Annotated in this window: 29 protein-coding genes; 2 read left to right on the top strand and 27 right to left on the bottom strand. The window is 58.6% G+C overall.

Annotated elements, in window-relative coordinates:
* Positions 1–94 precede the first annotated feature (94 nt).
* The 3 genes from CSQ91_RS28685 to CSQ91_RS12855 all read right to left on the bottom strand — a co-directional run bounded on the left by CSQ91_RS28685 (position 95) and on the right by CSQ91_RS12855 (position 1248).
* The gene (locus CSQ91_RS28685) at positions 95–469 is read right to left on the bottom strand and encodes a hypothetical protein (protein WP_143451024.1); all 375 of its coding nucleotides are present in this window, start codon (positions 467–469) and stop codon (positions 95–97) included.
* Positions 456–923: a phage regulatory CII family protein gene (locus CSQ91_RS12860; RefSeq protein WP_099388457.1), complete on the bottom strand. Its 468-nt coding sequence runs from the start codon at positions 921–923 to the stop codon at positions 456–458. The genes CSQ91_RS28685 and CSQ91_RS12860 overlap by 14 nt, the downstream gene beginning before the upstream one ends.
* A gap of 136 nt (positions 924–1059) precedes the next feature.
* Complete coding sequence (locus CSQ91_RS12855) at positions 1060–1248, bottom strand: hypothetical protein (protein ID WP_099388456.1); 189 nt, start codon at positions 1246–1248, stop codon at positions 1060–1062.
* Positions 1249–1420: 172 nt separating this feature from the next.
* Here CSQ91_RS12855 and CSQ91_RS12850 point away from each other — a divergent pair, with 172 nt between their 5' ends.
* Together CSQ91_RS12850 and CSQ91_RS28680 are read left to right on the top strand one after the other, a co-directional pair.
* Positions 1421–2233 carry a hypothetical protein gene (locus tag CSQ91_RS12850; protein WP_099388455.1) on the top strand — a complete coding sequence of 271 codons (813 nt, stop codon included), beginning with the start codon at positions 1421–1423 and terminating at the stop codon, positions 2231–2233.
* Between the two features lie 24 nt (positions 2234–2257).
* Complete coding sequence (locus CSQ91_RS28680) at positions 2258–2995, top strand: hypothetical protein (protein ID WP_143451023.1); 738 nt, start codon at positions 2258–2260, stop codon at positions 2993–2995.
* On the opposite strand, the gene CSQ91_RS12845 is transcribed toward CSQ91_RS28680, so the two are convergent.
* From CSQ91_RS12845 to CSQ91_RS12730, 24 genes are all read right to left on the bottom strand, one after another.
* Entirely contained in the window at positions 2992–4278 is a 1287-nt protein-coding gene (locus tag CSQ91_RS12845) for a Y-family DNA polymerase (protein ID WP_099388454.1), read from the bottom strand. The genes CSQ91_RS28680 and CSQ91_RS12845 overlap by 4 nt on opposite strands.
* 1 nt (position 4279) lies before the next feature.
* On the bottom strand, positions 4280–4753 hold the full coding sequence (locus CSQ91_RS12840) for a LexA family protein (protein WP_099388690.1): 474 nt from the start codon (positions 4751–4753) through the stop codon (positions 4280–4282).
* A 108-nt stretch (positions 4754–4861) separates the two neighbouring features.
* Entirely contained in the window at positions 4862–5311 is a 450-nt protein-coding gene (locus tag CSQ91_RS12835) for a hypothetical protein (protein WP_099388453.1), read from the bottom strand.
* Between the two features lie 26 nt (positions 5312–5337).
* Positions 5338–5862, bottom strand: a complete 525-nt coding sequence (locus CSQ91_RS12830) for a glycoside hydrolase family 19 protein (RefSeq protein ID WP_257217305.1) — start codon at positions 5860–5862, stop codon at positions 5338–5340.
* Positions 5859–6188, bottom strand: coding sequence for a hypothetical protein (locus CSQ91_RS12825; protein ID WP_240317545.1), 330 nt, complete (start codon positions 6186–6188; stop codon positions 5859–5861). The genes CSQ91_RS12830 and CSQ91_RS12825 overlap by 4 nt, the downstream gene beginning before the upstream one ends.
* Positions 6189–6338: 150 nt before the next feature.
* Complete coding sequence (locus CSQ91_RS12820) at positions 6339–8507, bottom strand: SGNH/GDSL hydrolase family protein (RefSeq protein WP_099388452.1); 2169 nt, start codon at positions 8505–8507, stop codon at positions 6339–6341.
* The gene (locus CSQ91_RS12815) at positions 8507–8821 is read right to left on the bottom strand and encodes a hypothetical protein (RefSeq protein ID WP_099388451.1); all 315 of its coding nucleotides are present in this window, start codon (positions 8819–8821) and stop codon (positions 8507–8509) included. The genes CSQ91_RS12820 and CSQ91_RS12815 overlap by 1 nt, the downstream gene beginning before the upstream one ends.
* Before the next feature lie 2 nt (positions 8822–8823).
* Positions 8824–9609, bottom strand: a complete 786-nt coding sequence (locus tag CSQ91_RS12810) for a hypothetical protein (protein ID WP_099388450.1) — start codon at positions 9607–9609, stop codon at positions 8824–8826.
* The gene (locus CSQ91_RS12805; protein WP_180278412.1) at positions 9596–10213 is read right to left on the bottom strand and encodes a YmfQ family protein; all 618 of its coding nucleotides are present in this window, start codon (positions 10211–10213) and stop codon (positions 9596–9598) included. The genes CSQ91_RS12810 and CSQ91_RS12805 overlap by 14 nt, the downstream gene beginning before the upstream one ends.
* A 1-nt stretch (position 10214) precedes the next feature.
* The gene (locus tag CSQ91_RS12800; RefSeq protein WP_099388448.1) at positions 10215–11264 is read right to left on the bottom strand and encodes a baseplate J/gp47 family protein; all 1050 of its coding nucleotides are present in this window, start codon (positions 11262–11264) and stop codon (positions 10215–10217) included.
* The gene (locus tag CSQ91_RS12795) at positions 11264–11719 is read right to left on the bottom strand and encodes a phage GP46 family protein (protein ID WP_099388447.1); all 456 of its coding nucleotides are present in this window, start codon (positions 11717–11719) and stop codon (positions 11264–11266) included. Before CSQ91_RS12795 ends, CSQ91_RS12800 begins: the two co-directional genes overlap by 1 nt.
* Entirely contained in the window at positions 11719–12243 is a 525-nt protein-coding gene (locus CSQ91_RS12790; protein ID WP_099388446.1) for a phage baseplate assembly protein V, read from the bottom strand. Before CSQ91_RS12790 ends, CSQ91_RS12795 begins: the two co-directional genes overlap by 1 nt.
* On the bottom strand, positions 12240–13409 hold the full coding sequence (locus CSQ91_RS12785) for a phage baseplate assembly protein (protein WP_099388445.1): 1170 nt from the start codon (positions 13407–13409) through the stop codon (positions 12240–12242). Before CSQ91_RS12785 ends, CSQ91_RS12790 begins: the two co-directional genes overlap by 4 nt.
* Positions 13402–14664, bottom strand: coding sequence for a DNA circularization protein (locus CSQ91_RS12780; protein ID WP_099388444.1), 1263 nt, complete (start codon positions 14662–14664; stop codon positions 13402–13404). The genes CSQ91_RS12785 and CSQ91_RS12780 overlap by 8 nt, the downstream gene beginning before the upstream one ends.
* A 112-nt stretch (positions 14665–14776) precedes the next feature.
* The gene (locus CSQ91_RS28675; protein WP_143451022.1) at positions 14777–15310 is read right to left on the bottom strand and encodes a hypothetical protein; all 534 of its coding nucleotides are present in this window, start codon (positions 15308–15310) and stop codon (positions 14777–14779) included.
* 16 nt (positions 15311–15326) lie between these two features.
* A complete protein-coding gene (locus CSQ91_RS12770) occupies positions 15327–17525 on the bottom strand; it encodes a phage tail tape measure protein (RefSeq protein WP_099388442.1) in 2199 nt (732 codons plus the stop codon).
* 142 nt (positions 17526–17667) lie between these two features.
* On the bottom strand, positions 17668–17955 hold the full coding sequence (locus tag CSQ91_RS12765) for a phage tail assembly protein (protein WP_099388441.1): 288 nt from the start codon (positions 17953–17955) through the stop codon (positions 17668–17670).
* Complete coding sequence (locus CSQ91_RS12760; RefSeq protein ID WP_099388440.1) at positions 17955–18308, bottom strand: phage tail tube protein; 354 nt, start codon at positions 18306–18308, stop codon at positions 17955–17957. The genes CSQ91_RS12765 and CSQ91_RS12760 overlap by 1 nt, the downstream gene beginning before the upstream one ends.
* Positions 18309–18373: 65 nt before the next feature.
* Positions 18374–19858, bottom strand: coding sequence for a phage tail sheath C-terminal domain-containing protein (locus CSQ91_RS12755; RefSeq protein ID WP_099388439.1), 1485 nt, complete (start codon positions 19856–19858; stop codon positions 18374–18376).
* 42 nt (positions 19859–19900) lie between these two features.
* Positions 19901–20128, bottom strand: coding sequence for a DUF2635 domain-containing protein (locus CSQ91_RS12750; protein WP_099388438.1), 228 nt, complete (start codon positions 20126–20128; stop codon positions 19901–19903).
* Between the two features lie 2 nt (positions 20129–20130).
* Complete coding sequence (locus tag CSQ91_RS12745) at positions 20131–20724, bottom strand: hypothetical protein (protein WP_099388437.1); 594 nt, start codon at positions 20722–20724, stop codon at positions 20131–20133.
* Positions 20721–21203: a hypothetical protein gene (locus CSQ91_RS12740; protein ID WP_099388436.1), complete on the bottom strand. Its 483-nt coding sequence runs from the start codon at positions 21201–21203 to the stop codon at positions 20721–20723. The genes CSQ91_RS12745 and CSQ91_RS12740 overlap by 4 nt, the downstream gene beginning before the upstream one ends.
* Positions 21200–21823 carry a hypothetical protein gene (locus tag CSQ91_RS12735; protein ID WP_099388435.1) on the bottom strand — a complete coding sequence of 208 codons (624 nt, stop codon included), beginning with the start codon at positions 21821–21823 and terminating at the stop codon, positions 21200–21202. Before CSQ91_RS12735 ends, CSQ91_RS12740 begins: the two co-directional genes overlap by 4 nt.
* Before the next feature lie 16 nt (positions 21824–21839).
* Complete coding sequence (locus CSQ91_RS12730; protein WP_099388434.1) at positions 21840–22166, bottom strand: hypothetical protein; 327 nt, start codon at positions 22164–22166, stop codon at positions 21840–21842.
* Positions 22167–22189: the final 23 nt, after the last annotated feature.

The following is a 22189-nucleotide window of genomic DNA, read 5'->3' as shown; positions in this document are numbered from 1 at the left end:
CTATGCTGGCCAGCAAGATCAGGAAGGCGAACACGACGACGACGGCGATGATCCAGTCGATAAGACGTTTATTCAGCATCAGCGGCCTCCTCGTTTAAGGATTGCGGCGCGGGCCGCGTTTTTCAGGGTCAATGCGATCGATGGCACTGCCATCGCCCGGTCGAATGGCATCGCAGCTTTGTTCTGAACGCATCGCTCGTAGGCGGCGGCGAGATCCTGCAGGCTCGGTTCCGGCCGCATGCTGGCCAGAGCCAGTGTCGACTGCCGCGAGTTGTTTCTGTCCCAGGCCATTGCGCTCTCCCGATGTGAACAGCTTTTTTTGAATAATTTTGGCGAACAGGCGCACAAACTCGGCTTCAAAATTCCCGATGGATGATCCTGCAGGTACGTTGTCGACCACGCGAAGGATGCCGGCACGGCGCAAAGCTGGCGGAATGACGGGCGCGAGGATTGAGTTAGGCCTTGTCATCGACCATCCCCTGAATACGGCCGACCGCTTCGAGGATGGTGCTGATGTACTCCAGGCCACGCTGGTGAATCTTCAAGTGCTCAGTCTTGCTGAACTTGCCGTCCTCCAGTGCTGCCTTTAACTCGCCATGGAAAACGCCATTTGCAATCGAGATATCGGCCACCATTTCAAGCAGGGCAGCGTCTGATATGAGCTCGACTGGGGGGAGAGGAACGAACACGCCGCCAAGGATGTAGGCCATCGCTTCGACCAATCGGGTATCTTTTGCGATGATCTGCACCAGCACAGCGTCGGCCAGCGTCGGCTTGTGCGCGCTGCTCTCGTTCAAGTTGGCTTTGTTGTACAGCGAACCGGTGGGCATGCCCAAGGCGGCTGCCATTTTGTTGACGTCGAAGTCGTGAACGACAGCGCGAAATGCTTCGTGAACGTCACGGAGGGGTTTTTTGGTCTGCATAGTGTGAAATTCCGCTCAAAATTATCAAAACAAAATCTTGCCGGAATGATTACACTGTGCTTGTCACGTAGTGTGCTGTCCGGCAGGACAGTAGAGGTAGGGCCTGTCGACCGTTGGCGCGGTCGGCGGGCCTTTTTTAGTTCTGCTTTTTTGCGGCCTCGGCGGCCATGTGTCGCTCGACGCCCTCACGGATCAGATCGAGCGCCAGGCCAGCCCTAGTGTGGTTCTTCTTCTCGACAAGCTTGTCGAAATTTTCCAGGAGTTCGGCACATCCCCGGCCGAACGTCACCATGACTTGATGGGATTTTTTGGTTTGAGAGAGCATTTTTACGCCTGCTATACTGGAGGATTAATTACTAAGAAAATGCTTAGTTCTTGCCATGTAAGTGCTAGTTACTGGCTATCCATTTCTATATGGATAACTTAGCGTTTTCTTAGCCCGTGACGCAATTATCATCCATGTATTTATGGATTGCAACTCATTTATCCATATTTTTATGCACAAATTCGCCTCTATCACTGCGAGACTCCATTTTATTATGGATGGTCGTGACAAATATCCCTGGGGGCAGGCCATTGGGCTGGGGAAGGGAACAATCGACGGAATGACCCGCGGGGGATCCACACCAGGTGGGGAAACGCTGAGTGCCATCTCACGCTATGAGAATGCACGGGTCGACTGGATACTGGATGGCCGCGGCACGCCGTATAACATCACCTGCGTCACGAGTGATGAGGATGGCGCCGAGCTGCTCGACGACTACTTTAACGAGAACCCGAACTGGAATCCCACCGTCTTGACTGATGGGAAGCGTATCGCCGTGGTACTTGATGTACCTGCCGTCTACTATGTGAAAGATGGAAAAGATGACGACGGGGCGCCACTCTTCCGGGAGATACGGTATTTTGCGATGGAGATCATAGTTGGCGCCATTGGCGCTCTTGCCGTCGCGATGACCAAGGCGCACTCACTTCCCGACAGAATGGCACTTGTCCGCACCAGCCCGGAAATCATGAAGTTGGTTACGCGTGGGGGTGTCGGTACTTGGCGCATGCTCCAGGCCCCTGATGCAATCATCCGTGAGGAAGAATATATCGGCTCCAACGACCCCTTTCTTGCACAGTTCAACCAGCAAGAGGCGTTTCCTACGTCACCGGATGAAGCGATCCTGCTGGACCACTATCGCGCGATGGCGCCAAACGACCGGAGCGCGGTCAATCAAATCGTTACTACGATGGCGCAATACGGGGATTCTGCAGCTTTGAAAAGTGATGAGGCTCCACCATTGACCCGAGCGAGATCTTCCTAATGTATTTTCTCTTAACATGTATGCATGAATAATTTATCGCCACCGAAGCAATTTATAATCCCTGGAAATTTAAGACAAGTAGCGTTTTACGATTTGCTTGCCGACGCTGTTTTTCAACATAGATATGCAATCTCGGCGAAAGATAACTACACGCAAAGCCGATTCGCTAGAGCTTCAATATTGGCTTCCTCGTTATGTGTTGAATGCGTGGCTAACTGTCTATTTGATTCCTTGAATGCATCAAAAAATAAGCAGGCGGAGTTCGGTAAACTTCCTATTATTTTTAAATATTCAACATACTTTCATGTTAAAAATGTAAAAGGTTTTGACAAAAACCGGGTTGAGGTGCTTCGGATTGATGACCTGGCAAGAGCAAGGAACGATCACGTTCACCCGAAAACGCAGTCTTTGCCAGTCAGGATGGCGACCCCTGAAGATGGCGGTGCTGACTGGATTTTTCCGATGACACTAGATTGTGATTTATGGGAAAACATTCTCATACCGAAGCGTTCAATGCTCTGGTCGGGGGAGAATTCTTTGACTGTGTTGAAGGCTATTTCGGAATTTTTCAAATATATTTTTGTCTCACTTCATGATTTTACAGAGGAGGAGCTGCATGCCATTTTTATGCCACGTGTAGAGACGGCAAATATAATGATGCCAGTATTATTTGATGAAATTCGTTCCGAATTAGAACGTATTGACATTGAAGGAGTCGATTTTTCTTATTTTTGGTTTTTTCCTGAGTCAGATAAAGCTTAAAAAACTTTAGGAACTTCATCCCATTTTGTCGTATATCGTGGTGTGCGATTTTCTGACTTCATGGCCCAGCGCGGCGCGATTCCCGCAGACGCAATGTGAAGCACATCGCGGCCGAATCGCTCGTTGACGGCATCGAGCGCCGCCATGGCCGCCTGGCTATGACGTGGCCCGGTTGCCTCATCGAACAGGCTACCCTGCAGGAACGTCTCGGGTAGCAGGTCCATCAAGATCACGCCGGCCTTCTTGTACCTGAAACAGGGCAGGAATATCTTGGCCAAGCCTTGCAGCGCCGCAGCCGCCAGCACGCGATTGTCGGCGCTCGGAGCATGCAAGGGGATCGTAATGCCGTTGCTGTATTGCTCGTCTTCTTTACGGAACGGATTGGTCTGGATGAAAACGTGTACCGCGCCGCAGATCGATTTCTGGCTGCGCAGCTTTTCCGCAGCACGGGCAATATAGGTCGATATCGATTCTGCCAGCTCGAAGTCGTTCAGCACCATGGTGCCGAAGGAGCGCGACGATATGATCTCCTTGCGCGGGGGGGCAACCTCTTCCAGAGCCAGGCAGGAATTGCCCCTCAGCTCTTCGCATGTCCGTTCCATCACCACGCCGAAGCGGCGGCGCATGGCCTTGGGCGGTGCATTCAACAGATCCTGCACGGTATTGATGTCCATGGCGCGCAGTTCCGCGCTGATGCGCCGGCCGACTCCCCAAATTTCGCCGACGTCGATGCGATTGAATAGCCAGGCCCGGCGCTCGGCCGACATTGCTGTAATGTCGGCGACGCCGTCGAACAGCGGGAATTTTTTCGCTATATGGTTTCCCAGTTTGGCCAAGGTCTTGGAGTGACCCACGCCAACGCACACGGGCAGAGCCGTCCATTGCAGTATCCTGGCGCGAATATCCCGGCCCATCGCCGTGTGAGACTCCCACAGCCCCACCATGCCGGTCAGATTGAGGAAGCTTTCATCGATCGAGTAAACCTCCACGTTTGGGCTGTATTCGCGCAGGATGCTCACCAGGCGATTGCTCATGTCAGCGTAGAGGGTGTAATTCGAACTGAGGCCGATGATGCCGTGCTGACGCGCGAGGTCGCGCATCTGGAACCAGGGTTGGCCCATTTTCACGCCCAAGGCCTTTACCTCGTTCGACCGGGCTACCGCGCAGCCGTCATTGTTCGACAGCACGACCACCGGGCGGTCACGCAGACGCGGATTAAATGCGCGCTCGCAGCTGACGTACATATTGTTGACGTCGACCAGGGCGAATACCGGGCGGCCCATGTCATGCCCGCAGCTTGCGCACCACGCCGACGACAACGCCCCATATCGCCAACTCGCTGCCCTCGACCATGCATATTGGCTTGAAACACGGATTTTCGGCGTGCAGCTCGACCCTGCCAGCCTGACGGAATAGGGTCTTTATCGTGTACTCGCCGTTCAGCACGGCGACAACGATGTGGCCGTGCTGCGGGGTGACCGATCTGTCGACGGCCACCTTGTCTCCATCCAAGATGCCGACACCGATCATGCTGTCGCCGGATACCTCAAAGAAAAAACTCGCTGCCTTGTGCTGGATCAGATAGGCGTTCAGGTCGAGGCCGTCCTCGGTGTAATCCGCTGCCGGCGACGGGAATCCGGCGGCTATGCGATGGGATATCTCCGGCCTGGTGCACGGCAGCGGGTACTCGGCCGCTGGAAGCGGCTCCTGGAGCAGGGTAGTGGGGCTGGGCCGAGAAAGGAACGCAAGGGAATTCATGATGATCCAAAACAACTGTATAAAAACACAGTATATCAAATCAATTTCGAGGTGCAATGAAAACCGCATCCCGCCGGCCGCTTGTGCGCCCGCGTCTTGCGGCAGTACCTATGGCGCCATTCCGTTTTCTCTCACGAAGGCCTGACACGCGCGGCCTGTTGCCAGGTCCTGCTCGACCGCCTCCGTCAGCGTTCGCGTATCTCGCTCGACGTCATCGCGTACCAGCCGGCCGGGTGGATTGGGGCCATTGCTGCCGCCGGCGCCTTGGGTGTCGGCCGAGCTGGCAGGTCCACAGGTTCCGGTACCGACGCGCACGCGGTCAACATAAATACGCTGAACAACAGGGGCAACTTCTTCATTTTTTACCTTCGTGATAATTCTGTTGATGGAATCATGCTTGAGCGATAGCGCAGCGTTGTCGCGCGCCCGGGTAACTATGGCGACAGCATCCCGCGCGGCCCGCTCCGATGTGGCGCGATCAAACCCTTCCTGTGTGCCTTTCCTGAAAGCGACGACAATGGCTATGCCGGCCACAAGCAGCAGTACGGCCAGCATCATGGCAATTCCCCTCCACAACGCCGCACTCACGCCAACGCCTTACGGGCCGCCTGGAACAGCGCCAGACGCTCTGCCAAGCCATTCACGCCGCCGTTGATGCGACGCGTCACCCGTTCCTGGTCGCCAGCATCGGCCAGGGCATTCAGGCCGCGCGTCTGCCAAAACCAGCCGGCCGAGCGGCAGGCGTTGACGGTCTTCTCCAGCAGATCTGGCTGGGCCAACAGGTCTAGGCCCAGTGCCCTGGCGCAGGCGGCGTAGTTGGCGCGGCCAGTCACCTGCAGCAGGCCGCGACCACGGAAGCGCACGCCGTCGCCGCGCTGCGTGTTGCCCAAATCGGCGCGCCCTTCGTAGGCCTGGCCGCTGGCCAGCTCACGCACATAGCGCAGCTGCCCGGACTCGTGCCCGACCTGGGACAGGAACGATGCCTGGCGCGCCGGCGTCGTGATCCCGAATTCCACCATGGCTGCGTTCAGCGGCGCCAGGAAGGCTTCCGCGCGCGGGCGCGCCAGCGGCATGATGGCCAGCAGCTGGACCAGCGTGATGGCGCTCACAGGCCACCCCGCACATCCTTGACGACGGCGACCGCGTCGCGCGCCAGCTCGCCGATATCCTTGTCGCGGCGCTTGTCGAACCAGCGCACCGTGGCGCCCAGCACCCACCAGGCGGGCAGGCCTGCGGCCACCATCAGCGGCGCGGCAATGAACAGGAAGCCCAGCGCCGGGTCGCTGCCGTACAGCACGGCGACGGCGCGCGCGCTGTCGAACAGGCCCGGCATCCAGTTGCGCACGACCACCACCAGGGCCGGGCCCATCAGGGCGGAAAAGAGAATGGTAACGAAGAAGCGCACGCCCGCTTCCTTGGCAGTTTTTGGCCACATAAACATGAATCCCAGTGAGGTTGCGGCAGCGCCGGCAAGAACCGGGATGCCAAAAATTTTGATCAATGCGCCGCCGGCGGCGGTTGTTTCGATAGCCATAATTACCTTTCCAGGCGAGTGAGGAGTGAGTGAAGTTGAGCGAGAGGCGTACTACAATGTTTTGAACGTCAAACTGCCCAACATCAGCACGCGAGTGCCTATTGGTGCGAATCGGATGACGAGGCGCCGCGTGGCAGAATTGAAGTACAAATAACAAACGCCCAAACTTGTAGCGCCGTTGGCCGAAAATGCCTGAGCATCGAAATTGGTGTCATAGGTCGGGCAGCACCATCGTGGCATTTCGATTATTTCCGTGTTATCTGCTGCACTAGTCAACCCGACTGTCCCCAGCAAACAACCCATCCCATTTTTTTCCGACACATATCGAACATCGCCTATCGAAGTAGCACCGTTCAGAAATTTGTCTGGAGCAGCCAGTGCTTCCACCGAACCGGACATGGTGCAGTAATCGTTCACAATCGCCTGTGCGATAGCACGGGCGTACAGTTGATAACCCAAAACGTCTTGATGAATGTTGTCCCGCAGAAGTGCTGTTGCCGGGTTGCTGATCAAGTAGCGCGGGTCAGGATTGGGAAGCTCTTCGTTGATTTTGACGACGACACATTTTTTCTCAAATCCGATCCGTTCCATCACCATGCGGTAGGGAGCCGCTTTATCGTAATTTCCGGACGCCTGCCCCTTTCCGCCTGCCTGCGCTTGCGTGTACCACATGCCTGGAATAACAATTACTGGCTTGCGGCCGCTTGCCAAAATATAGTCAACCATGGTGGCCACCAACGTCTTAAACCCAGTCAGCTCCGATTGCCCTTGACCGTTATTTGTGCCAGTGCAGACGAGGACGTAATAGGAGGAGCCAAACCCATTCGCTTGCATGGACGCATAGGCTTGCTCAAGGGTCGTACCTGCAACCGAAAAATTCCGCACCAGACCGAGCCTTAGCCCGGCAACGCCGTCGATCTGCTGCCGAAGGTATTGGTCCCAAGACCCTGGAAAAGTTTCAGCGGTAGAGTCACCGAAAATACGCAATTCCTCCAACTGCTGGGCGCCAATAATCGCATCGGTACGGCGTTCGACAGTCAGTCCAGATACTGAAAACGCCTGTTTGCCGAACGTCACGAAGCCAATCTCGACAACGTCACCTATGGCGTCCAAATATGGAGCTGTCAGGGCTTTTCCATTTAGCTTGACAATGACGCGGCTGCGCGAGATGCGCGTAATGCTCCAGACCGAGTTTTCGGCGTGATATGACTGGTAGAGGCCTTGGCCAAGGGTCGACCACGGCAAACTGGCATTGTTGCCTGTCATGGGAGCACCAATCACTTTTTGCGCAGTAAAGTAATTCACGGCACCGCCGGCGGTGTAAATCGTTGAATACCCGCCGCGTCCACGCAAGATGATCCCGATTGAACCCCGCGATACACCGTTATCAAAAAATGCTGAAACGGTCTCATAAGGCCCCAAATCGACAAATGCCCCCCGGAAACTCTCGCTGGCGCGCGCTGCGAATGCCAATGTGTCGCCGGTACGAGTTACAGGCTCGTCACTAAATACATCTCCAGTTGGCCAAACCACGGAGCGGGCCGACACTTGCCGATCATCGCTGCAATTAAGTGCAGTCCGTATGCACGCTGTACCGGGCGTGACCATTGGCATGGAGTCTTTTTTGAACTCACTTGGCGTTTTTGGGAAGTAGTATCGGACACCGATATCCCGGAAAAAGACCTCAATGTCGCTATCAAATACTAAGTCTTTGAATAGGTTGTATTGATTTGACGCGAACGACAAAACTACACCACGGTCGGTGGAGATTGTCGCCCCGCGCAGCGCATCGGAGGAAAACCATCCTAGAAAGTAAGTCGTGTCCTTGTTGGCCCGGCGAGGGAAATGGATGAATCTCGACTTAGAGCGGGCGCGTAGTACTGCCTCAATATCATCGTTTACCCCATTGCCCAGCGCTCCTTGGTCACGCACGTTGGCGAAATCCGTCAGCTTGTCGCCAATGTTGCGAACAATCGCAGGGTCGCCATCCGGCATGAATACCCCGAACAGTTGCTGAAGTGCGGACGTAAACTGATCAAGACTCGCGTCAGGAACCATGCCTGCAGCCTCAATCGTCCGCGCAAGCGACTCTTGAACGCCATTGCACCATTCCGCTGATAGGTAGGTAGGCTCGCTAACGCCAGGCTGAGCCGAACGAAAGCCATCCTTTCCAGGACCAAATTTATCGATCTCACGATTTACTGTCTCAATGCGATTCATTATTTACCGTCCTGGTTGAGCGTGATGGGCTTCAATGCATCTTGCATGCCCGCGATAGCGACATGCATCCGCAAGGCTTTTTCCGAGGCATGCACCATTTGATTGCGAAAGTCTTCCGTTGCGGCAGCACCTTGGCGGACCTCTTGCGCCGTGTTGATCAACAACATCGGCATCCATACGATTGCGCAAGCCCAGTTGTCGACCTCCGTGCCGCTCTGAGGGTTGGTGCCGCGCACCTGCGTAAACCAGCTGCACTGCAGGCCCATGCAGTCTTTCTTGATGAGTGGGCAGAATTTTCCAGGTTCAAGTTTCATGTTCAGTTCTTGGTTGCGATGATGATGTCGACATACTTGATGGCGAGATTGATGGAATGGCTATGGGGGAGCCCGCCGCCAGTCGAGCCGGTTTTAACCCCAGGAAAGGTGGTAGCCGTACCACCGTCGCCGAGGTGAGCGCTCGAACCATCCCGCGCATACGCTGGGGTTCCATGGTCATGCGCCGGGATCTGTTCAATGGTCAGCGTCGTGGAGCCAACGTTGCCGCTTACAAACGCAGCGCTAAAATCAAGGGCGCCGCCAGACCCCGCCGCGCCGCTGACGACACGCAAGGCCTTATCGTTGTGGGTAACGTCCTTGGTCCATCCTGCTGGGGCGCTCGATTGCTGAAACAGCATCCGGGTACCACTGGGGATCACAGCATTGGCCTTGGAGGTCGCATCGAGCGCTGCAGCGTTGGTAGCGGCCTCGATGGCGGCAATGCGTGCTGCATTGGCCTTGTTCGTGGCGTCAATATCCGCTGCAGCGATGGCGGTAGCGCGTGCCCCTGCGGCCTTGTTAGTGGCGTCAACTGCGGCCGCCATAATGGCGGCATCACGCGCGGCAGCATCGAGTAGGCCAAGTGCCGCCACAAACTGCCCCATGTCCGCCTCGGACAATTGCAGCCCAGCAGCCTCGATCGTCCGTACGATGGATTCCTGGACCGCGTTAAACCATCGCGCGGTCAATGCGGTGGCCAGCGACACGCCTGGCACCTGTTCCTTGAAACCTGGCTTGCCGGGACCGAACAAATCCATGGCAGCGTCAAGCCCATCAATTCGCTTCATCAGCGAGCTCCTTGTAGGTGAAAATTATTTGCGTGTGAGCCGGCTTAAGGCGCATCAGCTGGCACTCCAGGGAGCCGAAGGCATAGCGATCGAGCCGCTCATCGCAGCGTGCGCCTACCCTGAAAACTGTGTAGTTGTTGCCCTGCCGCGGTAGGTTCACCTGCCAGAGAAAGCGAAAGCGCTCGTCCATCACGGGTACCTCACAGGTCATTTCACAGTGCGTGGGGCGGAATTCTGTAATAGCGACATCCTGGTAGCCGAGATCCGTGGCCATCTGTAAAAAATAGGCTCGTGACAGACTACCGACATCGGTAAGCCTGGAAACGACCAAACGCTGACGCTCATCCAGCGGTGCGCTCGTTAAAGTGCAGCATTCGTCAGGCAGAGCCACGAAGGCTTCCCATTCTGGCAAGAGAGCGGATGCCGTCGACGGATTAATTTCAGCCAGCAGTTCCTGCAGGCGCAAATCCATCTGTGCCATGCCATGGGCAAACGACTCCAGGAGACTCGACAGCACTGTCCCAAGCGCACGGGGCCAGGCCGCTCCGCTTGGCAGGAACTTTTGCAGCAGGGAGAGAATTTCGGGCTTGGTCAGTGGGCGCATGTCAGATCCACGTGATCGTGCCGCGTACGGCCATTTCATTCGCGGCGCATACCACGTTCGTAACTGGTGCGTACAGCGTATGGTCGGTCTCGCCTGGCGACAGCGAAATGTCACGGGTGATATGCGACAAGAGCAGGGTGGCGCCCACGTCTGCCTCGCGCAGGAACAAGTCGTCCAGACTGGACTGCACTGCTGTACGGACTGCCAAAGTGTTCGGTGTCACCGCAATTGAAAAATTCACTGGCTTGACCTGCGGCCCAGCTGCTGTGACATCGGCGGTGACCGGGCGTACCAGGTCAATGTGCGCCTGGACAGCGGCAATGGCCGCAGGGTCCGGCAACGCCGGGGTATCGCCGTCACGAACGAATAGGACAAGAACGGATCCGATGCCCGACCAGTTCGGTACAGTCCATGCTCGCGTGACACCCGGCACTTCCAGTGCCCAGCTGATGTAGTCATCAGCGCTGCCGCCATTGGCGCGTGTGCGCACGCGCGCCAGGTAGCGGTCATACAGCGCATCGACGGTCTCCATATCGCTACCGTTGCTGATGCCGGCCGCGTCGACAATGGCGGTGCCGGCAACGCCTGCCACGGCGTTGATCAGGGCCAGCTGCACGCCGGCAGCCAGGTTTCCGCTTTTGCCTGGCTCTGCCGCTAGCACGCGAACGCGGGCCACGCCGCTGGCGATCACCGCGCCATCGGCCGTTTCATATGCCTGGCCCGTGGCCGTTTGCAGCGCTGTTCCTGCATCGATCGGAGCACCGTTGGCACCGGTGAACGTAGCGTAGCCTTCCGCTGATACAGCCGGCTTTCGGTAGACTTTCCAGATTCCTGCCCACATTTCCAACAGGAATCCTTTGTTCCAAGGCAGGCACTCTTCCAGGAAACGGCGAAGGTAGCCATACAGCCCATGGGTGAAGCCAGCCATCACGCGCGCCAGCACACCAAGATTGCTGCGGCGAAGGCGCGCGTCGCTGCCTGGCAGTTCGGCTTCGATGCTCGATGCCGCCTGGTCGTTCAGCGTGGAGAGGTCAGGGGTTTCAAATGGCATCAGTCGTTCCAGAATCGTGAGAATTGATAGCGGGCCACTGCCCGGTCAGGACGGGAAATCGCAATATCCAGTGCCCGGACGCCCGCGCGCGGATTGCTGGCCACCACGTCAACCGCGCTGGCCACGCCGTCATCGATGAGCCATTGCAGCGCCTCGATAGCGTAGGCGCGATCCTGCACCAGCACGTTGGCCAGCTGCTTGGCGTTGTCATTCAGCCAAAGGCGGCTGCCGATCTTGTCACCCAAGGTGCTGCTCAGCTCATCCCCCCACCAGCCGCGCCGGTCAGAGCCGGCTGGGAGGGCATCGTCGGCGTTGGCTTGGCGATCAGTCCACAGCGAGATGATCACAGCAGTGACGAGCCCGTCGTCGTCGGCCAGCAGCAAACCGTTCATGGCGTAGTCGATCACAGGAAAGGAGTCGGCGCCGATGATGATCACAGTGCGAATATCTGCCATCACATCTCCTGCAGCGGTTTGTCAGTGTTGCCACCGTGGCTATCCGGATGGCTATGCTCGTTGAAGATGGAGCGCATCTGCGCCATCGTGATGCCGGTACCATCGCAATGGTCGCGGATATCGCCATTCGACTCGAGCAGTGGCGCGTCGAAGCGTACCTTGGTGGCAGCGATGACTTCGATCGAGCCGTCCAGCTTGAAGTGGACAGCCTTGCCCAGATGGTCTTCCATCACGCACTCGCCGCTGGCCAGCACTGTGGCGTGATAGCGTCGGTCATCGACGCACAGCACGACCGTGTGGTCGCGGCTGCCGCCCAGGGACAGCATGACGCCTTCGGCGCCAGGCAGGGGCAGGGAGCGGAAACCGTATTGCTGGAAAACTTCAGCTCCATCGCGCACTTCATCCGCCAGGCCTTCTACCTGGGCGGTTACAGCGTCCGACATCAGGCGGATCACGGCGCGGCCGGCCAACATGCGCAATTTGCGCTGCAGCGGCTCGACCATACGGCGCAGGCTATCGCTCATGGTGTGGTTTCCTTCAATTCACGCCCTGTGGCGGGGTCGATGATGACGCCAGGCCCTTTTTTTGCCTTGGCCTTGGCGGCCTTGCGATTCGATGCCAGTCCATCCTTGCCGCTAATGCGGCGGGCCAGCGCCGTGCCTCGCACGCCTTTCAACTGCTGAACTGCGCTTGGGTCAACCAGTTGGAGCTCGGTGACACTGCCGGCGCGCTCGTCCATGGTGTAGAGGCATTTGACAATAAGCATGTCCTGTTGCAGCCCAAGATAGGGGAGGTTGACGCCAACAAGAGTGTTTGGCCGCCAGATGGCGCCGGCGGCGTAGGTCCAGCCGGGAACTTTGACCACGGCGCGGGTACCGCGGCCGCGCCGTACATTTCGCTCCCATTCGGCGCGCGCTGTGAAGCTTGGACCCTGGCCGTGCTGTTCGGCAATCACGATCAGCGGCCGGTACCGCGCGATGGCGGTGTCGGTGGTACTGGCCTGGCCGTGAGCCACTTTGGCGCCATAGCTGTCGGCGGTGCCTTTTCCCTGGCCCTTTACGGTGATCATGCTGTAGCGTTCCTTCCAGCTCAGCACCAGTTCAGCGTGCAGCACGTTCACGCCCTGGGTCAGCTCGGCATCGGTTTTTTCCGTCGACGCGGTGGAAAGAAGCAGCATGCCAGCGCCATCCGTCATCACCAACACGCCGCGCATGCGGGCGGCGCGCTCGATCGCTTCGAATGCGCGCTCGCCGTCTTCGATGTTGAAACTGTCGAAAGCGGCGCCGATATCGACGTCGGCAGACACACTCACATTAATACCGAACGGCTTGGCGATGTCAGTGGCGATTTTGTCCAGCCTGGCGCCTTTCCACTGGCCAGTTTTGTAAATGGCGGAGCAATCGATCAGATCCTGCGTTTTGTCGCGGCCGCTGATGTAAATGCCGTGGTTGCTCCTGTCGAACGATGGACGCGCCTCGTCGATAAAGCCATTGATGACAGTTTTTCCATTGAGCACTACCTCACAGGCATCACCAGGGCGGATAGGCCAGGATTCGGATTGTTCCGACCAGCGATCGCTGACGCTGACGTCGAAAGCACCTGCCGCTTGTTCGATACCCACCTCGATCCTCACGGCCTTCCAGCCGGCGTACAGCCGGCCGCCCACCTTAAGCTGCACCAGGTCAGACACTGCGCACCTCCAGCGGAACGCCGCCCGGCATGATCAAAGGGTTCAAAATATTGTTGCGCTCCACCAGCTCGGAGGCGTATGCAGTGCTGCCGTACAGGCGATACGCCAGCACCGTAGCCGGTACCGACTCCTGCAGCGTTACGGTAGCCAGGCGCGTCAGGTCCAGGCCCCGCACGGCGATATCCGCCACCACCGCCACGCGCACGTCGACCAGCGCCTGGTACACAGGGTCGGGCGCATCGTGTAGCTGGACGTCGATCGCGTCATAGATGGCATCGCGCACCGCCGCAGCATCGTTAAAACTGGGAAAGGGCTGGAACACGACGGCGCGAGCGGCCTCGATCACGGCCGCCTGCCGCACCAGCGCAAACACGGCCTCCTGGTTCGAGGCCTGCTGCGCGCGCGCCGCCGTGCCGTTCTGCGGAACCGCCGGACGCGCGGTCGCAGTGCCAGCCAGGCCGTAGGTGGCCAGGCCCAGCATCGCCGTGAGCGGGCCTTTGGTATAGCGCGATGCCGAAAACGCGGAAATGCCGCGCGGCGCATTGAAGTCGAACAGGTCCGTCAGGCTGCGCACCTGGCTGATCAGCGCATTGGCCAGGTCGGCCGGCTTGTTCAGCAAGGTGGTCAGGTTGAATTTGAATTGGGCCGCCGAGCGGGTGATGGACGACAGGGCCGTCAGGTTCAGGCCCATGCCGTCGCGCACTTGGGCAATCTTGTCGGATACCCGGTTGATTTCAGACACCAGCGAGCCGACCGACCAGTCCGGCGCGCCGGCAACCGTCATTTTCTTGACGAAGGCGCCACCGCACGGGTCATATGCGGCATCGGCTTTGTCCTCGACAACCTGCTGGGTATCGGTGGCGGCGGCAAAGGAAAGCTGCTCGGCCTTGCCGACGTCCAGGAACACCAGGCTGAAGGCGACCATGCCGCGTTTTTCGATGAAACCCTCACGCAGGCGGCTGGGGTAGGGCAGCACTACTTGCATGCTGCCACGCGATGGATGCACCAGAGTGCCTGGACCGGGAGCGGTCAGGGCACCAATCAGGCGCTTCATCTGGTCAATGTAATCGTCGCCGATCAGGAAGCCGTCCAAGGTGAATTCGTTCGGCCGGCGCCCCAGGTCCTCTGCCTGCGGTGTATCTGACAGCGGAAATTCGTGCACCGCCATGCGGCGGCCTACCGACGTCTCCGAACTGGAAACGTGGAACGGGACGCCGCGGAAGCTGGCTGGTTGTAGTGTGTCGCGGAAATTCACGGCAAGGCTCGGTCACAAGATGAAGTGAGACCGAGTTTGCCGTGTGTTGCAACACAAAAGGAGGGGGGAGGTTGTTAGGTAGAATGCTGCTGAAACAGCAAGAAAAGGCTATCTATGACGAGGAACGAAGGGCACGCTGGCACTTCGGCAGTGCCTCAGAATACTGTGTCCGCCGTTCATCCAGGAACTGCTGCCCAAAGCTTTTGGAATGAACCATCTGGCCGAGGCTTGCAAGCGCCTGGCCTGCCTCGCGGCAATAGCCAAGGTTGCCGAAAGGATCGATTTGACTGCTATCTGCCATTTTCTGCCAGCGAACCAGTGGAGCATCAAGCGCGCTGTAAAAATATCGGCCATAGCGAGTCGTATCGTCCATGATGGTGCTGTCGTCAACGACGCCTTCCAGACTTTGCATCACCTTTAACAGATCTAAGGCCAGCGCACGCGCCGCCAGCTTTTCCGCTGGCGATGCTGATATTTCACCTGGATTGGCCGGAACAAGGATATCCGTGGCGGCAGTCGGTGTGGTGGCAGGCGCTAGCGGCGCAGCGGCAGCCGTGGATGTACTGGCGTGTACCGGCCGTGCTGTATCGCTGCCACTGCAAGCGGTCAAAAGAATGAGCATCAGCCCAGACGCAATTCGCAGCATTTTTCCTCCATTCACCTCAATACGTCATCATAGGCCCTGTATCCAGCCGTATCCCTGTACCGCCCAGGCTCTTTTGCTTTACATACGGGCTGCCTGCGTCATCAAATGCAATATCCAGTTTCAGCCTGGCGTCGATCGGTGGCGCATTATAGCCGGTGCTCAGCGCGCGCTGCATTGACGGGTTTGGCATGGTCTCGGCCAGCAGTTTGTCGACAGCTGGCCGCTCGCCAAACATCGCCTCGCCGGCCAGGGTTCCGGCGCTACTGCCGCCCCAGTATCCCAAGCCGCCCCCGATCACGCCGCCAATCGCGGTACCGACAACTGGGAAGAAGCTGCCAAGAGCAGCGCCTGCAGCAGCGCCGCCGATCACGCCGCCAGCTGCACCGCCGGCCACGCCCGTATAAGCAATTTTTTTCTGACGCTGGGTCATTTCTTCGTCTGAATAAACGCTGTAGGCCTCATAGCCTGCGCCCAGCAATGCCAATGGCGCGGCGACCTTGAGGCTTCCTGCCAGAAGGCTGCGAAATGGTACGCCGGTTGCCGCGCGGCCGCCGGCACCGCCGACTCCTCCCATGGCGCCAGCCGCGGCCACGGCATTTTTTCGTAGAAGAAGAAGCGCAAGCGAGGCGCCAGCGGCAGCAGCTGTCAGCGTGTTGACGGCGATCTTGCCGCCCTCGATTGCTGCCGTCAGCTCGGGATGCGCCTTGGCGCTCTTGACGACGTGATCATAGTATTTCTCAAGCGCCGGGTTGAGCTTGTCCAGAGCCGTCGTCTGCGCATTCTGTTCCTCATTCAGGGCCAGTTGCCGCTTGAAACCAGTTTGAGCGGAGACCACGTCGTAGTTTTTATCGGTCATGCCATCGGAATGGTTCAAGACCTTTTCAGTCATTTCTGTAAATGCCGCGCCGCGCTGGCGGAATGCCAGATAAGCGCCACGGGCCTGGCGATCCTGCAATACCTTGCCGATGGCGGTTCCTTCCTGGAGCTGCATCTGCCGCTCGATGATGTCGCGCCGCTCGGCGCCGCTGGCCCCTTTCAGTTTGGCCTCTAGTTCCTGGTAGGCCTTGTCCTTTTTCATGATCCCGTCGATCAGCTTGGAGAACGAAGTCAGCGGATCAATGCCTTGGGCCACGCCAGCGCGCAGGCTTCCTGTCAGATTGATGCCCAGTTTCTTGAAATCGTTCTGGGTGTCGACGCCATTGATTTTTGCCAGCAGGTTGACCACGTTATTACCGGCCATGTCAGGCGTTGCAGCCGTTGTAATCGCGGCCTGGTTCAGCGACAGCAGCTGCGCAAAACCCTGTTTACCCTTGTAACCCAGGGCCGCGGCCTCTGCCATCTGCTGCGGCAGCCAGCGGGCCATGTCCTTGACCTCGAAGCCGCCCAGGTTGGCCGAGTTCAGCGCCATGTCAATCACGGAAGGCAGATCTTCTTTTTTGAATCCGAAGTTTTGCAGGCCACGGATGGCAATACCGGCGATCTGCTCAGGAACAGCATTTGCGGCACTGGAGCCGCGCACGATGCCTGGCAGCATGTATTTAGCCTCGTCCGTACTGACCGCACCCGAGGCGATCATGGAATTCAGGGCGGCAAGAGCGGTATCGCGTGTCCCGCCTCCGGACCGCATGGAATTGACAATCGTGGCGTCCAGCTCTTTTTTCCCGGCAATACGTCCCTCGGTCGAGCGATCGCTGTAACTCACGTTAGCAAGGTGAGCCAAGGCGACGCCATAGTCCAGTGCTGGCTCCAGGTAGGGCATCAGCACGGCCTTGCCTGCGGCGAGCCCAGCAGCTGCCGAGCCAATGCCGGCGCCGATGGAGGCACCGGCTGATTTCAAGCGGTCGAAGGTGGTGACAAGTTTTGTCGCCTCGTCATTGGCTTGCCGCATATTGCGGCGCAGCTGCTCAGGACCATCATTTCGGCCCATGCGCTCGATGCGCTGCGTCAGGCGGTCCACCGAGTCGCTGACGTTCTGCACGGATTGGGGAAGGGCGTTCATGCCGTTGCTGACCGTGGTGGTCATGCGCGCGATATCGACCTGGGCCTTGGTACTGCGCTCGCTCAGGACATTGACCGCGCTGGCCACCATCAGTACGGACTTCGGCAGCGCTTCGAATGATTTTCCTGCGGCGGACACAAATGCGTTGATGTCCGCCAAGGCCTTGGCGTAATCGACGGCGATGCGGACCGCGATATCTTCTTTCCGATCGGCCATCACCCATCCTCATTGTTTGTTGTTAATTGTTCAATGTAAAAGTTGAAGCGGGAACGGGGCATGGCCAGAATTTCTTCCTCGGCCCAGCCTGTTACCTTGCCGAGAAAGAGGACCGACAATAGCCGTTCCCCTCTCACGGCAATTAATCTTCCCCCAACTTGGCCACCTCGTTCAGGCCATCGACGATGGCGTCATAGTCTTTCGGATGCAGGGCGCGGATCATGTTCAGCGTGAAGGGACCGGTATAGTCGCCTACGCGCACCAGCTGCAGGCTGGCCATTGCCGCATTGAAATTCATCGGCTTGTTACTTGGCGAAATCAGCTCGGCATCGAGCATGTCGGCCGTGGTCAGCTCGCGCAGTTCGAAATCCTTATAGGTCGAGCCGCCGATTTTCATGCCTTTTTTGAAATCTCCAGTAAAAGTGGCCATTACATTTCCTCCACATCGCCGTAGAACGTGGCCGCGATCTTGCCGCCTGCGCCGAAGACACGCGCGCTGCCACACTTGGCGTTGCGCATGACATAGCTCAAGCCGTTGTTGCCTTCGGCGATGATGGTGCCCTTGTCCATCTCCTGCACCGGGCGCAGTTTGAAGCCCTCGATGGCCAGCAGGGTGCAGCGGAACATACCCGGATTCAGCTTTTCAGCAGTGTGGGTATTTTTTGCCGCATCAACGACGGGTTCGTTATCGGCTCCGCCGATATCGATTTCGGTGCTGCGTTCTTCGGTGGCGTAGGTTTGACCGTTAAAGGTCATTTTCAGCCGGGCAAGCAATGCTGCCATGTGGTGCTCCTTGTGTTATGGCTTGCAGCTGGTGGCGCCTACGCGCCGACCAGCCGCTGCCTGGGTTAATTGATGAACTGGATGGCGGCCGCGAATACATCGAACTGGTTGACCAGGTTCGGTGAGGCTACCGCGTTAACCTGGTTCGGATTGGCGTTTGAACGCAGCATCACCAGCGTCTGCTTGAACTGGTCGACGTTTTCGATGATGCCGGCATATTCCAGATCACGCGCCAGGGCAATCGTCTCGATGCGCAGCACGCTTGGCGTGACGATAGGCTGGCCAGGTGCAAAATTCGTACCGTCGTTTGCCAGTTTGAAATCTGGATACCGGGTGGCGATCAGCCGTTTCCAGGCGTAGCGGAAGTAATCGGCCGTCCATTTGCTCTGCAGCTTGAAATAGGCACGGCTGGGCACGCCGAACGCGTTGGTTTTGTAGGTGGTGGCCACGATCTCGATGAACGCTGCGCCGCTTGCGTCGTAGCGCAGGGTGGAAATGCCGGCCTTGAGCAGATTGTTGCGGGTGGGCGTGTCGAAGCGGGCATTTTCCGCTGGCGCCGGGATGCCGGGCAACACCATGCCGTAGTAGGGCCGTGCAGGGTCGCTTGTGCCGCGCAGACTGCACAGGCCGGCAACCGACGCCGCTAGGCGCCAGGGGGCGACCATATTGCCCTCGCGCGGAATGATGGACACGTGCGGACTGTTGCGGCCGGCGCCATAGGTCACCAGCGTGGCGTAGCTGCCTGCCAGGCCGGCGAAACAGTGGCTTTCCTGCTGCTTCATCGGGCCGTAGCGTTCGGCAAAGTCAGCCTCGATCTTGACCATGTTGCTGCTGTCGGTCCATGGACAGATCAGCACCACGCGGTCGTCACCGGCGATTGCCGCCAGAAGCGGGCCGATATCGGGATTGCCAGTGCCGCCAGCCATCGGCGTGACGGTCAGCGCCACGCCGGCGGGCAGGTTTTGGCCCAGGTAGAACGAATGGCGCACGTCGATGTCGACGCCGCACTCGCCTTTATGCTTGGCCACCAGGGCGACGGTGGCCGACGTGGGTGCCACTGGCACGGACAGCGGCAGATCCGGGTTTGCGTTGATGCGCGCGGCGATTGCCGTTGCAATCTGGGCTGCCGTATCGCCGGCGCTCACGCCGATTTGCACAAGGGTGCCGTCCAGGTAGAGTGCGATGGTGCCAGCAGCGCTGGCGGGCCCGGCGACGAGGATGGAGCCGGTGGCAGCGGTGCCGCCAACAAGATCATCGACGGCAATAGCAGTGAATTTGCCGTAGGGATTGGCCTTGAACGCCTCGACAGCCATTTGTGCCAGCAGCGAGCCGCGGCCACCCAGCTGGATCACCTGGTCGGCGCTGGCCACCTGGGTTTCAGTTGGCGGCGTGGTAATTGCGGTACCACCCGGCAGTTTCTGGCCGATGATGATGATTTTGCGCGGGATCGGTGGCGTGCCCTGATCGGCACGCGAGCTGTCGATCTCGATGTATTGGCCCGGCACCAGAACGTCGGCCGGGATATCGCGGAAGCTGACGTTGTCGGCCATGGCGTAGTCCTTTTAAAAATGCAGCAGTGAGGAAGAAGAGCCTTATTTGGCCCGGGTTTTGGTGGTTGCGTTCTTTTTTTCCAGCGTTATGGCGCCGACTTCGTCAGCTGGATCGGACAGCGGATGAATGGTCAGGTCTCCGTCGCGTTCGCGCTGGTACCAGTACGACGAAAGGACAACCGGTCGACCATCTGGCGGTAGATTTCCGTTTCCGTCCGGCAGCGGCACCAGGATGCCGGCGCGGGGTACTACAAGGTGTTGCGTCATCATGCTTAACTCCGTGGGAGATCGACGCGCATCTGCGCGTCGGGTTTGCTGTTGCTGTAGTCGGGTGGATCCTGCGCCCAGCCCGCGTGCTCGGCTGCCGATTGGTGGGGCTGGGCCACATCGATATCGGCCCGAAAGGTGAGGAAGTCGGCCAGGTTGCCCAGCTCTTCGTCTTCAGTCAGGGGCTCGGATCCATCGTAAGGGCCAGCGTCGATCGATACCGCGATCCAGCCGTACGGGCATTCGAGCTGGGCGGAATGGTCGATGCCCTTGATCGCAAGCAGAGGTCCGCGCAGTTGGCGCTGTACCAGGGTCTTGATCTCTCGCGCCATGCGCAGCTCGGCTTCTTCGATATCGACGCCTTCGGCCTTTTCGATCAGTTCAACCTGGCCGACCACGACGAATTTCAGCATTTGCTGAAAAATATCGTCGCCGGGCTGTTCCTTGACGACGATGGTATAGACGCCGGCCTTTAGTTCGGCTGGCTTGCGATCAGCGAAATCCTTCAGGCTACGCGTGACGGTGCGCAGCGGGTAGGCGGTGGCAAGTGCCTCCTTGAATGATCCGAGGATTTTCGATTCCGGGGTTTGCGGATTCATTGGTAGTCCTGGCCAAAGGCCGTTTCAGCACCCGTGCGCAGCAGCTCGATAACGCGGTTATCCATTTTTGTCCTCGTGCGCGATACAAACGGGTTCGCCCTCGTGCCGTGGGCGGCGATGAAGCGCTGCAGGCCTTTGGCTCGGTCGTGCAGTTCATGCTGGTCGGTCACGCGCTTGGTCACCCGCAGCCAGTCCTTCAGCGGCTGCAGGGGCGCCCAGTGCGGCCGGCCGCCGTTATTCACGGCCGCAGCATATTTCACACGTGGACCGACGCTGTAGTACGCGGTATCCAGCTTTGTGGCCTGGATGCTGTTGGTCAGCAGGCTGAGTGCCTTGGGTGCCTGGATCTTTTCGGCCCGCGTGAATTCGTTCGCGGCACGCTGGACAAAGCGGTCCAGGGTGGCGGGAGCCATTTTCTCGCCGCGTAAGACGCGCTGCTGCAGGCGGCGCAGATCAACGTTAAAGGAGATGGCTGTCATACACCCATCCGTTTTACTTTGCAGGACCACTCTTCCATCAACTTTTCATACATCGCCGCCGGCGTGGAATTGCGGGGCGATGAATTGAGGCCATCACGCATCGCCACCGGTTTTTTGATATTGCGGATCATCAGCTCGCGCATGGCCTCGGCCTGCGCGCGCAGCAGCAGCAGAAAGCGGTCGTCCTGCGATAAGGTGGTCTCGGCGGCTGTTTCGCCGATAGTGTGAGTGCCGAAATAGTAGTATCGGAATTCGGAGCCCAGCGTCATCAACTGCAGCGCCGTCGGAGCCGGTATCAGGTGCAGCTCGCGTCCAGTGGCACCGTCGACCGTGCGCACGTCCGGCATGGGCCCCGGCCAGCTGCGCTCCCAGGGCTTGGCGCGCGGCACAGGTGCATGGCCCCACAGCGAGCTTTTGAACTGGTACATATCGTCTTGCGCAGGGTAGTCGATGCGGCCAATCTCCACAGTAAGCTTGCCAAGCAGCGTGCGCGGGCGGTGCGTGCTGAAGTCCGCAGCTGCCGTCTTGAGCAAGCGTTGCAGGTCGCTTGGCGCGTCGAAGACTTCGATTGCGTCATGCAGCGACGCGGTCAGGTCGGCAACCAGGTCGGAGAGGGACATCGTTCCAGGCATGAGGTCAGTCCTGTTTTGCCGCGGCGCGGGCCAAGTTTTCTGCCGACAGCGCGGCCAGCATGGACTTGCGGGCCACGCCAGCCTCTTCCATCACGGTCACGTGCGCCAGATCGGCGTCCGACAGGGTTGGCAAGGCTGCTGTGATGACCGCCACGCTGCCGGCCATCAGCTGCGCCAGCGGATCGGGAGGAACGTCGTTCGGCAAGACTTCTTCCTGCTCATGCCCTGGTAGCAGCGTAGCGTCGACCTCGCGTGTTTCACCTGGCGGGATGGTGACGCCGCCAATGTGCATGAAATTTATCGTTTCGTTGGTGAAGTGTTCAGTTTTCATTGGATTTTCTCAGTTCGTTGACC

It is taken from the genome of Janthinobacterium sp. BJB301, assembly GCF_002735685.1.
Lineage (GTDB): Bacteria > Pseudomonadota > Gammaproteobacteria > Burkholderiales > Burkholderiaceae_D > Janthinobacterium > Janthinobacterium lividum.
This window is presented reverse-complemented; position numbering and strand designations above follow the sequence as displayed.

What these genes read in the sequence shown, in the direction of transcription:
- CSQ91_RS28685 (WP_143451024.1), bottom strand. Translation starts at nt 469, where the DNA reads ATGACAAGGCCTAACTCAATCCTCGCGCCCGTCATTCCGCCAGCTTTG.
- CSQ91_RS12860 (WP_099388457.1), bottom strand. Translation starts at nt 923, where the DNA reads ATGCAGACCAAAAAACCCCTCCGTGACGTTCACGAAGCATTTCGCGCT.
- CSQ91_RS12855 (WP_099388456.1), bottom strand. Translation starts at nt 1,248, where the DNA reads ATGCTCTCTCAAACCAAAAAATCCCATCAAGTCATGGTGACGTTCGGC.
- CSQ91_RS12850 (WP_099388455.1), top strand. Translation starts at nt 1,421, where the DNA reads ATGCACAAATTCGCCTCTATCACTGCGAGACTCCATTTTATTATGGAT.
- CSQ91_RS28680 (WP_143451023.1), top strand. Translation starts at nt 2,258, where the DNA reads ATGAATAATTTATCGCCACCGAAGCAATTTATAATCCCTGGAAATTTA.
- CSQ91_RS12845 (WP_099388454.1), bottom strand. Translation starts at nt 4,278, where the DNA reads ATGGGCCGCCCGGTATTCGCCCTGGTCGACGTCAACAATATGTACGTC.
- CSQ91_RS12840 (WP_099388690.1), bottom strand. Translation starts at nt 4,753, where the DNA reads ATGAATTCCCTTGCGTTCCTTTCTCGGCCCAGCCCCACTACCCTGCTC.
- CSQ91_RS12835 (WP_099388453.1), bottom strand. Translation starts at nt 5,311, where the DNA reads ATGATGCTGGCCGTACTGCTGCTTGTGGCCGGCATAGCCATTGTCGTC.
- CSQ91_RS12825 (WP_240317545.1), bottom strand. Translation starts at nt 6,188, where the DNA reads ATGTGGCCAAAAACTGCCAAGGAAGCGGGCGTGCGCTTCTTCGTTACC.
- CSQ91_RS12820 (WP_099388452.1), bottom strand. Translation starts at nt 8,507, where the DNA reads ATGAATCGCATTGAGACAGTAAATCGTGAGATCGATAAATTTGGTCCT.
- CSQ91_RS12815 (WP_099388451.1), bottom strand. Translation starts at nt 8,821, where the DNA reads ATGAAACTTGAACCTGGAAAATTCTGCCCACTCATCAAGAAAGACTGC.
- CSQ91_RS12810 (WP_099388450.1), bottom strand. Translation starts at nt 9,609, where the DNA reads ATGAAGCGAATTGATGGGCTTGACGCTGCCATGGATTTGTTCGGTCCC.
- CSQ91_RS12805 (WP_180278412.1), bottom strand. Translation starts at nt 10,213, where the DNA reads ATGCGCCCACTGACCAAGCCCGAAATTCTCTCCCTGCTGCAAAAGTTC.
- CSQ91_RS12800 (WP_099388448.1), bottom strand. Translation starts at nt 11,264, where the DNA reads ATGCCATTTGAAACCCCTGACCTCTCCACGCTGAACGACCAGGCGGCA.
- CSQ91_RS12795 (WP_099388447.1), bottom strand. Translation starts at nt 11,719, where the DNA reads ATGGCAGATATTCGCACTGTGATCATCATCGGCGCCGACTCCTTTCCT.
- CSQ91_RS12790 (WP_099388446.1), bottom strand. Translation starts at nt 12,243, where the DNA reads ATGAGCGATAGCCTGCGCCGTATGGTCGAGCCGCTGCAGCGCAAATTG.
- CSQ91_RS28675 (WP_143451022.1), bottom strand. Translation starts at nt 15,310, where the DNA reads ATGCTGCGAATTGCGTCTGGGCTGATGCTCATTCTTTTGACCGCTTGC.
- CSQ91_RS12770 (WP_099388442.1), bottom strand. Translation starts at nt 17,525, where the DNA reads ATGGCCGATCGGAAAGAAGATATCGCGGTCCGCATCGCCGTCGATTAC.
- CSQ91_RS12765 (WP_099388441.1), bottom strand. Translation starts at nt 17,955, where the DNA reads ATGGCCACTTTTACTGGAGATTTCAAAAAAGGCATGAAAATCGGCGGC.
- CSQ91_RS12760 (WP_099388440.1), bottom strand. Translation starts at nt 18,308, where the DNA reads ATGGCAGCATTGCTTGCCCGGCTGAAAATGACCTTTAACGGTCAAACC.
- CSQ91_RS12755 (WP_099388439.1), bottom strand. Translation starts at nt 19,858, where the DNA reads ATGGCCGACAACGTCAGCTTCCGCGATATCCCGGCCGACGTTCTGGTG.
- CSQ91_RS12750 (WP_099388438.1), bottom strand. Translation starts at nt 20,128, where the DNA reads ATGATGACGCAACACCTTGTAGTACCCCGCGCCGGCATCCTGGTGCCG.
- CSQ91_RS12745 (WP_099388437.1), bottom strand. Translation starts at nt 20,724, where the DNA reads ATGAATCCGCAAACCCCGGAATCGAAAATCCTCGGATCATTCAAGGAG.
- CSQ91_RS12740 (WP_099388436.1), bottom strand. Translation starts at nt 21,203, where the DNA reads ATGACAGCCATCTCCTTTAACGTTGATCTGCGCCGCCTGCAGCAGCGC.
- CSQ91_RS12735 (WP_099388435.1), bottom strand. Translation starts at nt 21,823, where the DNA reads ATGTCCCTCTCCGACCTGGTTGCCGACCTGACCGCGTCGCTGCATGAC.
- CSQ91_RS12730 (WP_099388434.1), bottom strand. Translation starts at nt 22,166, where the DNA reads ATGAAAACTGAACACTTCACCAACGAAACGATAAATTTCATGCACATT.